Below are 13,365 nucleotides of genomic sequence, written 5' to 3'. Positions count from 1 at the left end.
ACCTTGGGATACTCCACGAATGCCTCGCGTGCTCCTCATCGAAGACGACCCCTCGGTCCGCGAAGGCGTCGAGCTCGGGCTCCGGCGCCGCGGGCACGAGGTCCGCACGGCCGCCACCGGGGAGGCCGGGCTCGCCGCCCTCGGCGAGTTCCGCCCCGACCTGCTGCTGCTCGACCTCATGCTGCCCGGCATGAACGGCGTGCAGGTCTGCAACCGGGTCCGCGAGAACAGCCAGCTCCCGATCATCATGCTCACCGCCCGCGGCGACGACTTCGACGTCGTCATCGGCCTGGAGGCGGGCGCCGACGACTACATCGTCAAACCCGCCCGCACCGAGGTCATCGAGGCCCGCATCCGGGCCGTGCTGCGCCGCATCGAGGAGCCCGGCGGCGGCCGCCCCGCCGTCGAGCACCACGGCGCCCTCGCCGTCGACCGGGTCGGCCTCACCGTCGCCAAGAACGGCGAACGGCTCGCCCTCGCCCCCTCCGAGCTCAAGCTGCTGCTCCACCTCACCGCCGCCCCCGAGCAGGTCTTCAGCCGCCAGCAGCTCCTGGAGCACGTCTGGGAGCACAACTACCACGGGGACGCGCGGCTGGTGGACGCCTGTGTGCGACGCCTCCGCGCCAAGATCGAGGACACCCCCGGCGACCCCCGCTACATCCAGACCCTGCGGGGCTTCGGCTACCGCTTCGGCCCGCTGTGAAGACCTGCGTACCCGGTGAGGAGCCGGGCACGGAGCGCGAGCCCGGACCGGCCGCCGCCGCCCCCGGGCCGTCGGCGCGCACATCCGGGCCGTCGGCGTCCGCACCCGCCGCCAGGCCCGCGTACGACACGGCCCCGGAGACCGGCCGCCGGCCGGAGCACGGCCCCTCGCGCGGCCGCCGGGCCCGGATGCGGGGGCGCAGGCCCCGGCCGTTCGGGCTGCGGACGCGGCTGGTGTTCGCGTTCCTGCTCGTCGCTGCCGTCGGCTGCGGCACCACCGCCGCCCTCACCTACCGGGCCGCCCGCAGCGCCATCCTGGAGCAGACGCAGAACACCGCCGTCTCCGCCTTCCGCCAGCAGGTCGACGCCCTCAACATCGAGCTGCCTCCCGACGAGGACATGCTCCGCGACACCCTGCAGAGCATCGCCCGCCAGGGCAAACCCCGCACCTGGCGGGTCTACGCCGAGTACGGCGCCCTCCGCGTCTCCTCCACCGACCGCCCCGAGTCCTCCGTCCTCACCCCGGAGCTGAGGGCCCGCGCCCACAGCCGGGAGGGCACCCCGCACACAGCCTTCCAGCGGGTGGTCAAGGGAGGCACCACCTATCTGACGATGGCCGTCCCCGCCGTCTTCCTCAGCGCGAAGGACGAGACCCCCCAGCCCACCGGCCTCGTCGTCTACGCCGTCATGGAACTGGACGAGGAGGAGGCCAACGTCGAGGCCATGGTCACCGCCGCCCGGGACGGCGCCCTGCCCGCCCTCGCCATCGCCCTGATCCCGGCGCTGCTCGCCGCCCGGGGCGTCCTCCGCCCGGTCCGCGAACTGCGCCACGCCGCCCACAGCATGGGCCGCGGCCGCCTCGACACCCGCATCCACGCCAAGGGCAGCGACGAACTCGCCGACCTGGCCCGCACCTTCAACGAGTCCGCCGCCGAACTGGAGCGCTCTGTCACCGAGCTGCGCCGCGCCGAGGCCCGCGCCCGCCGCTTCGCCTCCGACGTCTCGCACGAACTGCGCACCCCGCTCGCCGGGATGCTCGCCGTCACCGAGGTCCTCGACGAGGACGCCGAGGCCCTGGACAGCGACACGGCCCGCGCCGTCCGGCTGATCAGCGCCGAGACCGTCAAACTCGCCGTGCTCGTCGAGGACCTGATGGAGATCTCCCGCTTCGACGCCCGCGCCGCCGAGCTCCACACCGACGAGGTCGACGTCGCCGACTGCGTCCGCAAGACCCTCGGCAGCCGGCACTGGAGAGACCCCGAGCAGGTCCACGCGCTCCTCGACGAGGGGATCAGGGCCCGGCTCGACCCCCGCCGCTTCGACGTCGTCGTCGCCAACCTGGTCGGGAACGCGCTGCGGCACGGCCGCGCGCCCGTCACCGTCCGGGTGTACGCCGACGGCGGGTCCATGCTCGTCGTCCAGGTCTCCGACCGGGGCCCCGGCATCCACCCGGACGTCCTGCCGCACGTCTTCGAGCGCTTCTACAAGGCCGACCCGGCCCGCGCCCGCTCCGCCGGCAGCGGCCTCGGCCTGGCGATCACCCAGGAGAACGTCCGTCTGCACGGCGGCACCGTCGAGGCCGCCAACCACCCGGCCGGCGGCGCCGTCTTCACGGTCAGGATCCCGCTGTGAGGCGCCGGCCCGCATGGGGCGCGCTGCTCGCCGCGCTGCCGCTGGTCGCCGGCTGCGGCATCCAGGGCAGCGAGGTCGTGGAGGCGGGCGAGGCGCCGACCGTCGTCGTCCGGCCGGACCCCGAGAGCCGGAGACTGCTCTACTTCCTCGGCCCCGACGGGATGCCGATGCCGGTGTCACGGGACCCCGACATCACCTCGTTCCCCCGCCCCCAGCGGACCTGGCCGGAGGTCGGCCATGAGGCGGGCGAGATGTCCTCCGCCACGGGCGGATCCGGCTCGGGGTCCGACGCCGAGCCCCCGTACGGTTCCTCTCCCGCCGTCATGAAGGTGCTCGCCGAGCTGCTCGCCGGACCCGGCGGCGGCGAGGTCCGGGCCGGCCTCACCACCGAGCTGCCCGAGAGCGGCGAGCCGATCCGCGTCGAGTCCGAGCCCGCGGGCGGGATCCGGGTCCGGACCCCCTTCGCGGCGCGGGAGCTGTCGCCGGGCGCGGTCGTCCAGCTGGTGTGCACGGCCGCCCACGCCGTGGACCGCTCCGGCGCGGCCCCGGTGACCGTCGAAGGCCCCGACGGCACCCGTCCGGCCACGACCTGCGAGGACGCGGCCCGCTGAGGCCGGAGACCCGGGGGAAGGCGTCGCGTCAGCGGCGCAGGTCGGCGAGGACGGCGTCCGTGAAGGGGGTCCACGCCTCGACGGCCCACGGCCCGAAGGCCCGGTCCGTGAGCGCCACACAGGCGGCCCGCGCGTCCGGGTCGATCCACAGGAAGGTGCCGGACTGGCCGAAGTGGCCGAAGGTGCGCGGCGAGGACGTGGTGCCGGTCCAGTGCGGGGCCTTGGCGCCCCGGATCTCGAAGCCGAGCCCCCAGTCGTTGGGCCGCTGGTGCCCGTAACCGGGCAGGATGCCGGTCAGGCCGGGGTACGTCACCGTCATCGCGTCCAGCACCGTGCGGGCGTCGAGCAGCCGGGGCGCCTGCACCTCGGCCGCGAACCGCACCAGGTCGTCCACGGTCGACACCGCGTCCTTGGCGGGCGAGCCGTCGAGCGTCGTGCTCGTCATGCCCAGCGGCTCCAGGACCGCCTGGTGGAGGTAGTCCGCGAAGGGGATGTCGGTGGCCTTGGCGACCAGGTCGCCGAGGACCTCGAAGCCGGTGTTGGAGTAGATCCGGCGGGTGCCCGGCGCGGCCTGGACCCGGTTCTCGTCGAAGGCGAGCCCGGAGGTGTGGGCGAGCAGGTGCCGCACGGTCGAGCCCTCGGGCCCGGCCGGCTCGTCGAGGTCGATCGCCCCCTCCTCGTACGCGACGAGCACCGCGTACGCCGCCAGCGGCTTGGTCACCGAGGCGAGCGGGAAGCGGTGCCCGGTCGGCCCGTGGCTCCCGGCCACCGTGCCGTCCGCACGGACCACGGCCGCCGCCGCGGTGGGGACGGGCCAGTTCTCGATCGCCGCCAGACTCGGCACGCTGCTGCTCTGCATGGCTCCGAGCCTACTTGCTTGGAGTGCACTCCAACCTCTTAGCGTGGGGGCATGAGCGTGATCGAGAGCGTCGAGAGCACGACCGGGTCCCGACGGAAGGACCGCTACACGATCAGCGAGGTCGCCGCCCTGACCGGGCTCACCGCGCACACCCTGCGCTGGTACGAGCGGATCGGCCTGATGCCGCACGTCGACCGGTCGCACACCGGGCAGCGCCGCTTCACCGAACGGGACCTGGACTGGCTGGAGTTCGTCGGCAAGCTGAGGCTCACCGGGATGCCGGTCGCGGACATGGTCCGGTACGCGGAGCTGGTCCGCGAGGGCGCCCACACCCACGCGGAGCGCCGGGCCCTCCTGGAGGCCACCCGCCGGGACGTGCGGTCCCGGATCGCCGAGCTCCAGTCCACGCTCGCCGTGCTCGACCTCAAGATCGACCACTACGGCACCATCTGCGGAGGCACTTCCTCATGACCGACAGGATCGACACCGTACGCCTCGGCCCCGGCCAGGACGGCCCCGAGGTCGGCGTCCAGGGCTTCGGCGCCATGGGCATCAGCGAGTTCTACGGCGACACCGACGAGGCCGCCGCCCGGGACACCCTCGACGCGGCCCTGGAGGCCGGCGTCACCCTGATCGACACCGCCGACATCTACGGCAACGGGGCCAACGAGGAGTTCCTCGCCCCCTTCGTCGCCGCCCACCGGGACGAGATCGTCCTCGCCACCAAGTTCGCCATCGAGCGCGACCCCGAGCGGCCCGCCCACCGCGGCGTCCGCAACGACCGCGCCTACATCCGGAAGTCCGTCGAGGGCAGCCTGCGCCGCCTCGGCACCGACACCATCGACCTCTACTACATGCACCGGCGCGACCCGTCCGTGCCGTTCGCCGAGTCCGTCGGCGCGATGGCCGAGCTGGTCGCCGAGGGCAAGGTGCGCCACCTCGGGCTGAGCGAGGTCACCGGACCGGAGCTGCGCGAGGCGCACGCCGTCCACCCGATCACCGCCCTCCAGTCGGAGTGGTCGCTCTTCTCCCGGGACGTGGAGCGCTCCGCCGTGGCCGCCGCCGCCGAGTTGGGCGTCACCTTCGTGCCGTACTCGCCGCTCGGCCGCGGCTTCCTCACCGGCGCCTTCGCCGACGCCGGCAAGGACCTGTCGCCGAGCGACTTCCGCCGCTTCCAGCCCCGCTTCACCGGCGAGAACGCCGAGCGGAACGCGGCCCTCCTCGACCCGGTCCGGAAGATCGCCGCCGCGCACGGGGCGACGCCCGCGCAGATCGCCCTCGCCTGGGTGCAGCAGCGCGCCGCCGTCCACGGGCTGACGGTCGTCCCCATCCCCGGCACCCGCAAGCGGTCCCGGCTGGCGGAGAACGCCGCCGCCACCCGCATCACCCTCACCGACGCCGAGCTCGCCGCCCTCGAACCCCTCGCGGGCCTGGTGGCGGGCGACCGCTACCCCGACATGAGCTCCACGTCGGCCGCCCGCGAGGTCTGACCGCCCGCTCCCGGCCGCCCCGGGCCTCCTCACGCGAGGCCCAGGGCGAAGACCGCGAAGCCGGCCGCGAGCAGGCCCGCGAGGGTGCGGCGGGCCGGGCCGGTGCGCGCCCACGGCGACTCGAAGCCGCGCGCGTACCGCCCGATCAGCACCAGCAGCCCGGCGAAGACCGGCATCCAGGCCAGCCGGGCCAGGATCCAGCCGACCGAGTCGGGCGCCCCGACGAGACCGGGCACCTCGCCCAGGTACGAGGCGGGGACGGCCGCCGCGAGCATCGCGGTCTGGTGCCAGCACAGGATCGTCATCGCCGACAGGTTGATCACCACGACCGGCGCCCACAGCGCGGGCCGCTTCAGCAGTCGGCCGAGCCGGTCCCGCAGCAGGATCGCGGCCCCGCTCTGCGCGGCGGCGAGCGCCGGCACCAGCAGCGACGGCGGGTGCGAGTTGGTGCGGGCCTCCCCGGGGACGCCGACCATCGACGCCGGGTAGCCGAAGACCAGCAGCAGCGCCGCGAAGAGCGCCGCCCCTCCGGCCAGCAGCCCCCACGCGTGCCGGCGGTCCACCCGGCCCTCGCCCCAGCCCACCCCGAGCTGGTACGCGAAGAGCCAGCCCGGCAGGATGTTCAGCAGGCTCAGCCAGGACGGCACGGCGTCCGCGTACGGTCCGTACCGCAGGAAGTCCACGACGGCGACCGAGCCGAGGAGCGGCGCCGCCGCCCACACCCCGAGCCGGCGCGCGGCCCGCACGCACAGCGGGGTCAGCGCCGTCACCACCGTGTACACCCCGACGAACCACAGCGGCTGGATCACCAGCGTCGACGCCGTCCGCAGGGTGTCCACCGGGACGCCGAGGCCGTGGTGGAGCAGCGGCAGCAGCGCCGCCCACACGGCGGTCACCCCGAGCACCGGCCGGCCGAGCCGGGCGAGCCGCCCGCCGAGCCAGGCCCGGGCGGAGCCGGTCCGGCGCCGGTAGGACAGGACGGAGGCGTAGCCGCCGACAAGGAAGAAGATCCCCAGCATCTGGAGGACCCAGCTCGCCGGGGCGAGCGCGCCGAAGGCCGCGAGCGGGGAGGCGTTGTGGAGCGCGCCGTCGGCGGAGAGCGTGAACCCGCCGAGCAGCCAGTGCCCGGTGGGCACGGCGAGCAGCGCCAGGGCCCGCAGGCCGTCCACGGCCCGGTCGCGGTGGGCGGGGGTGCCGGCCTCGATCTTCCGGACGAGGGTCTTCATCGGGCGGCCCCCTCGGCGATCGCGGCGAAGGCGCGCAGCGAGGAGGTGCCGGGCGCGAAGTAGCCGTCGTGGCCGTCCGCGTCCTGGGCCGGCACGGCCCGGGCGCCGAACTCCGGCGCGGTCGGGTCGGTGCCGTGCCCGTAGCCTCCGACGGCCACGTTCGGCACCCGGTCGATCCAGTCCGTCGGGTCCTTCGCGGCCCACACCCGGGCCGGGGTCCGCAGCTCCGCCACGTTCTCCGCCCGCATGCCGGGGGAGCCGAACACCACCAGGTCCTTCGCCTTCAGCCGGTGCGCGGCGAGCCCGCAGACGACGGAGCCGTAGCTGTGGCAGAAGACGGACGGCTCGGGACGCACCCCGGCGGCCCGCAGCCCCTCCGCGAAGCGGGTCAGCCGCTCGGCGCCCGCCTCCGCCAACTCACCCGAGGCGGCGTCGAGTCCGACGCCGAGCGGGGTGGTGTAGCCGGCCCAGGCGACGACGGCGGTGCGCCCGCCGGTCGCCTCCCGCAGGGCGGTGGCCTTCCGGGTGAGGGAGCCCATCCGGCCGGCGTCGACGTCGGAGCCCGGCACCAGCACCGCGACCCGCTCGGCCGTCGCCAGATCCCCGTAGACCAGGACCGTCTGTCCCCGCCCGCGGGAGTCGTGCGCCAGGACCCGCGCCCCCGGGTGACGGTCCCGGACGGACCGGGCGTTGGCCGCGTACCGCAGCTCCAGCGGCGCCCCGTCCAGGTTCCCGACCACCGTCGGGTGGTCCCGTACGAGCCTTTGCCGCTCCTCGGGGCCGAGTCCGGCGAAGAAGCGGGCGACCCCGGCCGGGTCCGTCCGCTCCGGGTCCGGCAGGCCCGCCGCCCGCCACTCGGCGGTGCCGGCCGGCGGACCGGTGACCGGCTCCTGCGCCGTCCCGGACGCCCAGCCCGCCGTCCCCGCCACGACCGCCGTCACCATGACGGCGGTCACCAGGCTCCTCGTGATGCGGCCCATGCCGTCCTCCCTCTCTCGTCGTCGGCGAGAGGAAGGTAGGAAGACGACGGGTGACGGCACGTCACACCAGGGAGCCAACTCCCGTGCCATACCCGGGTAGGGGGTGGACGAGGAGGCCGCCCCCGGCCCGGGGTGGGGCTAACCCCCGGGGGTCACCAGGCCCGACTCGTAGGCGAAGACCACCGCCTGCGCGCGATCCCGCAGGTCCAGCTTGGCGAGCACCCGCCCGATGTGGGTCTTCACCGTCTGCTCGGCGAGCACGAGCCGCTCCGCGATCTCCTGGTTGGACAGACCGCGGGCGATCAGCTCCAGCACCTCGGTCTCACGCGGCGTCAGACCGTTGAGCCGGAGCGCCGTCACGTCCTTGCGGGCGGCGGGGCGGTTCGCGGCGAAGTCGGCGATCAGCCGGCGGGTCACGGACGGCGCGAGCAGCGCGTCGCCCGCCGCCACGACCCGTACGGCGGCGATGAGATCGGCCGGCGGCGCGTCCTTCAGCAGGAAGCCGGACGCCCCGGCCCGCAGCGCCTCGTACACGTAGTCGTCGACGTCGAAGGTGGTCAGCATCAGCACCTTGGGCCGGTGGGTCACCCCGGCCGGCGGGTGCAGGATCTCCCGGGCCGCCGCCAGCCCGTCCAGCTCCGGCATCCGCACGTCCATCAGCACCACGTCCGGGTGGACGGCCCGCGCCACCTCGACGCCCCGCCGCCCGTCCGGCGCCTCGCCGACCACGTCGATGTCGGTCTGCGCGGCCAGCAGCGCGGCGAACCCCGCCCGCACCATGGCCTGGTCGTCCACGATGATCACCCGAATGGTCACACGACATCCTCGCTCGTCGGTCGTCCCCCCGCACCGGCCACCCTAGGCCGTGTCCTCCGGATCACGCCGGGCCCAGCGGCAGCGTGGCCGCGATGCGGAAGCCGCCGTCCGGCAGGGGGCCGGTGTCCAGCGTGCCGCCGGTCAGCCGGACGCGCTCGCGCATCCCGACCAGGCCGTGCCCGGTGCCCGCGCTCTCCAGCGGCGCCACCGGCTCCGCGGCCGGGCCGTTGACCACCAGCACCGTCAGCCGGCCGGACCCGTCCTCCCGCACCGACACCCGGGTCGGGGCGCCCGGCGCGTGCCGCACGACGTTGGCCAGCGCCTCCTGCACGATCCGGTACGCGGAGAGCCCCACCGCCTGCGGCACCTCGGTCCGTCCGTCCGCGAGTTCCGCCGCGAGCGACAGCTCGGCCGGCACCCCCGCCCGTACGGTCGCCTCCACCAGCTGCTGCAGCCGGTCGAGGCCCGGCTGCGGGGCCCGCTCGCCCTCGCCGCCGTCGCTGCGGAGCACCGCGAGCAGCCGCCGCATCTCGGCCAGCGACTCCCGCGCGCTGCCCGCGATCGACGCGAACTCCTCCCGGGCCGCCTCCGGCAGCTCCGGGATCCGGTACGGGGCGGAGTCCGCCTGCACGGTGATCACCGACATGTGGTGGGCGACCACGTCGTGCAGCTCCCGGGCGATCCGGGCCCGCTCCTCCAGGAGCGTGCGGCGGGCCCGCTCGGCCTCGCTGATCGTCTCCTGCTCGGCGAGGCGTCGCTGCGCCTCGCCGCGCGCCCGGATCGCGGAGGTGAGCAGCAGCAGCACCCCGCTGAGCACGAAGAGGAGCGTGGTGAGGCCCGTGCCGCCGTACGGCCGCAGGGTCTCCAGCAGATAGCCGACCGCGCCGGTGGCCAGCCACACGCCGACGAGGGTGCGGCGCGGCTCGCGCAGCCCGAGCGCCAGCATCAGCGCGCAGTACCCGACGACGACCGGCGGGGTCCACGGCCACAGCTGGGCGCGCGGCCCGTCGGAGGCCATCAGGACGAGCGCCCCGGCGATGTCGGCGGGGAACACGATCCACCAGGCCTGCAGCGGCCGGGTGGTGGCGAGCAGCAGCGGCGCGGTCTGCGCGGTGGCGAGCGCCCCGGCCAGCGCGCCGGGCACGTCGTAGTCGTGCGTGAGGAGATGGACGGTGACCGGGAGCAGGGAGGCGACGAGCGCGACCCCGAACGCGTAGGGCAGCAGCCTCGTCCACCGGGACGAGGCACCCGCGAAGGGCGGCGAGCCCGACGCGGCGGGCGTGGCGAAGGTGGCCTCCAGGGCCTGCGCGGCCACCCGCGACCACCCCTGGATCCGCACCGTGACCCGCCGGGCCCCCGATCGCTTCTCGAACGCTTCCATGACGAGCCAGCCTAGATTCGCGCCCGCCGCCCGTCGTCGTACCAGGGAGGTCGATCCGGGATCAGACCCTGGTATGACAGCGCGTCCGTGCGGGGCGCGCGCCCCGTCGGCGCCCGTTCCCGCGGCGTCCGTCGTCTGCCCCGTGCCGTGCCCGGCGTTACGCGCCCGGTCCCGCGGCGTCCGTCGCCTGCCCCGCGCCGCGCACTGCGTCAAGCGCCCGGTCCCGCGGCGTCCGTCGTCTGCCCCGTGCCGTGCCCGGCGTTACGCGCCCGTTCCCGCGGCGTCCGTCGCCTGCCCCGTGCCGCGCGCTGCGTCAAGCGCCCGGCCCCCGCCGTGTCCACCGCGCGCCCCGCGCCGGCGCACGGCGTTACGCGCCCGGCGCTACAGCTCGGCGTCACCGCGCGCCCCGTGCCGCCCACGGCGCTACAGCTCGGCGAGGAGTTCCGTCTTCTTCGCGGCGAATTCCTCGTCCGTCACCAGGCCCGCCTGATGCAGTTCGCCCAAGTGGCGAATCCTTTCAGCGATGACGCCGGGATCGCCGTGGGCCGCGCCGACGACCGCACCCGCGGGAACGGGCGCGCGGTCCTTGGCACGGATCGCCGAGAGGACGGCCGCCGCGAACGGGAGGGAGTCGTGCACCGGTCCGTAGCCGAGGCCGAAGACGACCGACGCCGGGTCGTGGTCGGGCCGGTCCGTCCGGGGCGCGCCGCCCCGGGGGAGCAGCCGCAGGAACCCGCCGGGGGAGTCCGGCGAACGCCATTCGACCCCGCTCAGCTCCCGGACCCGGAAGGACTGGTCGCCCGTCTTCCACTTCTCCGACGTCGCCATCGTCGAGGACCAGCGGAACGAGACCTCCGACGACCCGTCGAACGTGGCCTTCCCGTCGTACGCCTTGAAGGAGCGCGGCCCCTGCGGCGCCTCGACGAGGAACCCGGAGTCGAGCCGGTCCACCGGGTCCGCGGGGATCACCGCCGCCAGCTCGTCGCGCCAGCGCGCGGCGAGGTCCTCCCGGTCGGCGGGCAGCGCCAGCCGGTAGGGGTCGCAGGTCTCCTTGAGCTGCCCCGCCGCCGCTTCCATCAGCGGATCGGCGCCCGGCCGCGGCACGGCGTGCAGGACGACCGTCCCCCGCCGGCCCGGCGCGAGCGTCGCCGACACCAGCGCCTCGTACGGCACACGTCGCTCCCGCAGCGCCTGGAACAGCCTCGGCGTACGGATCCCCCGTTCGAAGCGGATGACAAGTGCGTCGCTCTCCAGCTCCCAGGTGGCATGATTTCCGGCCAGCACATCACCCATACGCCTCATCGTAAGCGGCGCGTGGCCGTGCGTCGCCCCTCGGAACTATCCCGAAATTCCGTGATCTACGCGCGTCAGAGGCCGGTGCCGCCGGAGATTCCTCCGTGGCACGCGCGGTCGGCACGTGCGCAGACGATCCGCCCGAAGGCCCCGGCGCCTATCGCGGCGAAGTTGCCGAGGCTCTCCGTGCCCGGCTCGAAATAGCCGCTGTGCCCGGCCGCACCGGCCGCCGAGACCAGCCGCGCACCGAACTCCGGCGCCACCGGATCGGCCCCGTGCCCGACCCCGCCGAGCTCCAGGTGGGGCACGTCCGCGATCCAGTCGCCGGCGTCCCGCATCGCCCAGATCCGGGCCCGGGTGCCCAGCTCGGCGGCCGTCTCCACCCGCATCCCGGGGCTGCCGGCCACCGCCAGGTCGGTCACCCGCTCCGGCAGCCGGGGCGCGGCGATCCCGCAGAGCACGGAGCCGTAGCTGTGGCAGAAGAGCGCCACCCTCGCCTTCCCCGGCAGGCCCTCGGTCAGCCGGACGAGCCGCGCGGCGCCGGACGCGGCGAGCCGGCCGGTCGCCGCGTCCACCCCCACCCGGGCGGGCGCGGTGTACCCGGCCCAGGCGATGACCGCGACCCGGGCGCCGGGCGCGGTGCGCCGCTCGGCCTCGTACAGCGCCTGCGCCATGCCGACGGGAGCGGTGTACCGCCCGCGGGTCTTCTGGAAGGTGAGGAGGTGGGTGTCGACGCCGGGCACGATCACCGACACCCGCCGGGCCCGCTCCAGATCGCCGAGCACCTCGGCGGCCCGCCCCGTCCCGGTGGGGTCGAAGGCGAGGATGCGGCGGCCGGGCTCCAGCAGGGAGACGAAGCGGTCCACCCGCCGGCGGGCCTCGTGCCGGCCCTCGGCGGAGAGCCGGGTGTCCCGGAGGCGGGGCCGCTCGGCCGCCAGCGCCCGGGTGAGGGCGATCCGGTTGGCGCGGTAGCGCAGGGCCGGCGGGGCCCCGTCGAGATTGCCGACGACCAGCGGGTGCCGCTCGGCGAGGCCCTCGGCGCGGGCCGGACCGAGCGCGGCGAACCAGGCCGCGACCGTACGGGGCGGGGCGGTGCCCGGGTCGGGCGGCGGCACGTCGCCGATCCGCTCCCGTGCCCAGGAGGCCAGCGCCGCCTCCATGGAGAGCCCGGACACCGGCCGCTGCCGGATGGTGGTCCAGCCCGTGGTGGCCAGCAGCACGAGGACGACACCCAGCACGAGCAGGGTGCGCAGGACGGCGAGGGACGGAGGGGCGTCGACGGAGGTCACGGGCGAGAACCCTAGACGGCGAAGATGACAGGCCCACCGCCCGGCCCGGACCGACCCGGACCCGTGACGACGTTCCGGAGGCTACGCGGGACGGAAGCCCGGGGCGCTCGGGGTGCTCGGGCCAGGGACGGCGGGGCGCTCGGGAGGGGAAGGAACGCCCGGCCGCGCGGGGCGGCAAAGCCGGGGCGCTCGGGACGGGAAGGAACGCCCGGCCGCGCGGGGCGGCAAAGCCGGGGCGCTCAGGGCGGGAACGCCCGGCCGCTGAGGGCAGGAACGCCCGGTACTCCGGGACAGAACGCCGAGGCGCACAGAGCGGGACCGCCCAGGCCCGAGCCGCCCCCCGAGGACCCGGCCCCGCCAACGCGTCCGCTCAGCCGCGTCCGCCCGGTTCCCGCCAGTGCTGGGAGAGTGCCGGGCCCAGGTGGTCCAGGTACCACTCGGTGAGCGCCCGGATCGCCTCCAGGCTGAGGTCCGGCCCCTTGCCCCACATCTGCGCCGTGACCCGCATCACCCCGCTGAAGGCGGCGACCGCGATCCGCGGCCGGGGATCGGCGTCCACGTCGAGCCCCTCGCGGCGGGCGACGAGCCGCGCGATGGTCTCCTCCATCTCGCTGGACCGCCGCAGATGCGCGGCGAGCAGCGCCGGCGTCGACTCGATCATGCCGAAGGTCCGCAGGTACAGCTCGACGGGGACGACCTCGTCGATCGCGTCGCCCACCCCGTCCCACGAGGCGAGCACCGCGTTCCGCATCGCGTCGAAGGGGCCCTCCTCCGGCGGGCGCAGCGCCAGCGCCCGGACGAACTCCTCCTCGACCATCCGCTGGACGGCGAAGGCGACCTCCTCCTTGGAGGAGAAGTAGCGGAAGAAGGTGCGCTGGGAGACCTCGACCGCGTCGACGATCTCGTCGACGGTGGTCCGCTCGTACCCCCGCGTGGTGAAGAGCTCCAGGGCGACCCGGATCAGCGCGTCGCGGGTGCGCTGCTTCTTCCGCTCGCGCAGGCCGGGCGCGGGCATGGTCACGGAGGTCTCTTTTCGGTCGATTATGGGGCCTTCTCCCTGCTCAGCGTACCTGTGAGCTACATGAC

Annotated in this window: 13 protein-coding genes; 5 read left to right on the top strand and 8 right to left on the bottom strand. The window is 75.3% G+C overall.

What is annotated here, in order from left to right:
* Positions 1–19: 19 nt before the first annotated feature.
* The 3 genes from ABFY03_RS12240 to ABFY03_RS12230 are packed head-to-tail and all read left to right on the top strand — an operon-like array spanning position 20 to position 2,945.
* Positions 20–703 (top strand): response regulator transcription factor, encoded by a 684-nt coding sequence (locus ABFY03_RS12240; RefSeq protein ID WP_319014007.1) that lies wholly within the window; start codon positions 20–22, stop codon positions 701–703.
* Positions 700–2,334, top strand: a complete 1,635-nt coding sequence (locus ABFY03_RS12235; RefSeq protein WP_386723569.1) for an ATP-binding protein — start codon at positions 700–702, stop codon at positions 2,332–2,334. The genes ABFY03_RS12240 and ABFY03_RS12235 overlap by 4 nt, the downstream gene beginning before the upstream one ends.
* Positions 2,331–2,945 (top strand): hypothetical protein, encoded by a 615-nt coding sequence (locus ABFY03_RS12230; protein ID WP_346169893.1) that lies wholly within the window; start codon positions 2,331–2,333, stop codon positions 2,943–2,945. The genes ABFY03_RS12235 and ABFY03_RS12230 overlap by 4 nt, the downstream gene beginning before the upstream one ends.
* A gap of 28 nt (positions 2,946–2,973) precedes the next feature.
* Here the strand turns inward: ABFY03_RS12230 and ABFY03_RS12225 are convergent, their stop codons facing one another.
* On the bottom strand, positions 2,974–3,789 hold the full coding sequence (locus ABFY03_RS12225; RefSeq protein WP_319014048.1) for a serine hydrolase domain-containing protein: 816 nt from the start codon (positions 3,787–3,789) through the stop codon (positions 2,974–2,976).
* Between the two features lie 66 nt (positions 3,790–3,855).
* On the opposite strand from ABFY03_RS12225, the gene ABFY03_RS12220 reads away from it, so the two are divergent.
* The gene (locus ABFY03_RS12220; RefSeq protein WP_319014009.1) at positions 3,856–4,275 is read left to right on the top strand and encodes a MerR family transcriptional regulator; all 420 of its coding nucleotides are present in this window, start codon (positions 3,856–3,858) and stop codon (positions 4,273–4,275) included.
* Positions 4,272–5,294: an aldo/keto reductase gene (locus ABFY03_RS12215; protein WP_319014010.1), complete on the top strand. Its 1,023-nt coding sequence runs from the start codon at positions 4,272–4,274 to the stop codon at positions 5,292–5,294. The genes ABFY03_RS12220 and ABFY03_RS12215 overlap by 4 nt, the downstream gene beginning before the upstream one ends.
* A gap of 29 nt (positions 5,295–5,323) precedes the next feature.
* Here ABFY03_RS12215 and ABFY03_RS12210 read toward each other — a convergent pair whose 3' ends face one another.
* The 7 genes from ABFY03_RS12210 to ABFY03_RS12180 form a co-directional block, all read right to left on the bottom strand.
* Complete coding sequence (locus ABFY03_RS12210; RefSeq protein ID WP_319014011.1) at positions 5,324–6,520, bottom strand: acyltransferase family protein; 1,197 nt, start codon at positions 6,518–6,520, stop codon at positions 5,324–5,326.
* Positions 6,517–7,500, bottom strand: a complete 984-nt coding sequence (locus tag ABFY03_RS12205; protein WP_346169892.1) for an alpha/beta hydrolase — start codon at positions 7,498–7,500, stop codon at positions 6,517–6,519. Before ABFY03_RS12205 ends, ABFY03_RS12210 begins: the two co-directional genes overlap by 4 nt.
* A 138-nt stretch (positions 7,501–7,638) precedes the next feature.
* Positions 7,639–8,316, bottom strand: coding sequence for a response regulator transcription factor (locus tag ABFY03_RS12200; RefSeq protein ID WP_319014013.1), 678 nt, complete (start codon positions 8,314–8,316; stop codon positions 7,639–7,641).
* A 61-nt stretch (positions 8,317–8,377) separates the two neighbouring features.
* The gene (locus ABFY03_RS12195) at positions 8,378–9,697 is read right to left on the bottom strand and encodes a sensor histidine kinase (RefSeq protein WP_319014014.1); all 1,320 of its coding nucleotides are present in this window, start codon (positions 9,695–9,697) and stop codon (positions 8,378–8,380) included.
* A gap of 423 nt (positions 9,698–10,120) precedes the next feature.
* Positions 10,121–10,990: a DUF4429 domain-containing protein gene (locus ABFY03_RS12190; RefSeq protein ID WP_319014015.1), complete on the bottom strand. Its 870-nt coding sequence runs from the start codon at positions 10,988–10,990 to the stop codon at positions 10,121–10,123.
* A 74-nt stretch (positions 10,991–11,064) separates the two neighbouring features.
* Positions 11,065–12,279, bottom strand: coding sequence for an alpha/beta hydrolase (locus ABFY03_RS12185; RefSeq protein WP_319014016.1), 1,215 nt, complete (start codon positions 12,277–12,279; stop codon positions 11,065–11,067).
* Between the two features lie 370 nt (positions 12,280–12,649).
* Positions 12,650–13,294 carry a TetR family transcriptional regulator gene (locus tag ABFY03_RS12180; RefSeq protein ID WP_319014049.1) on the bottom strand — a complete coding sequence of 215 codons (645 nt, stop codon included), beginning with the start codon at positions 13,292–13,294 and terminating at the stop codon, positions 12,650–12,652.
* Positions 13,295–13,365: the final 71 nt, after the last annotated feature.

Origin of the sequence: Streptomyces roseofulvus (assembly GCF_039534915.1) — a bacterium.
Classification (GTDB): Bacteria; Actinomycetota; Actinomycetes; order Streptomycetales; family Streptomycetaceae; genus Streptomyces; species Streptomyces roseofulvus.
The sequence above is the reverse complement of the archived record's forward strand: the minus strand, read 5'-3'. Positions and strand labels throughout refer to the sequence as shown.

What these genes read in the sequence shown, in the direction of transcription:
- ABFY03_RS12195 (WP_319014014.1), bottom strand. Translation starts at nt 9,697, where the DNA reads ATGGAAGCGTTCGAGAAGCGATCGGGGGCCCGGCGGGTCACGGTGCGG.
- ABFY03_RS12190 (WP_319014015.1), bottom strand. Translation starts at nt 10,990, where the DNA reads ATGGGTGATGTGCTGGCCGGAAATCATGCCACCTGGGAGCTGGAGAGC.
- ABFY03_RS12220 (WP_319014009.1), top strand. Translation starts at nt 3,856, where the DNA reads ATGAGCGTGATCGAGAGCGTCGAGAGCACGACCGGGTCCCGACGGAAG.
- ABFY03_RS12240 (WP_319014007.1), top strand. Translation starts at nt 20, where the DNA reads ATGCCTCGCGTGCTCCTCATCGAAGACGACCCCTCGGTCCGCGAAGGC.
- ABFY03_RS12205 (WP_346169892.1), bottom strand. Translation starts at nt 7,500, where the DNA reads ATGGGCCGCATCACGAGGAGCCTGGTGACCGCCGTCATGGTGACGGCG.
- ABFY03_RS12210 (WP_319014011.1), bottom strand. Translation starts at nt 6,520, where the DNA reads ATGAAGACCCTCGTCCGGAAGATCGAGGCCGGCACCCCCGCCCACCGC.
- ABFY03_RS12180 (WP_319014049.1), bottom strand. Translation starts at nt 13,294, where the DNA reads ATGCCCGCGCCCGGCCTGCGCGAGCGGAAGAAGCAGCGCACCCGCGAC.
- ABFY03_RS12215 (WP_319014010.1), top strand. Translation starts at nt 4,272, where the DNA reads ATGACCGACAGGATCGACACCGTACGCCTCGGCCCCGGCCAGGACGGC.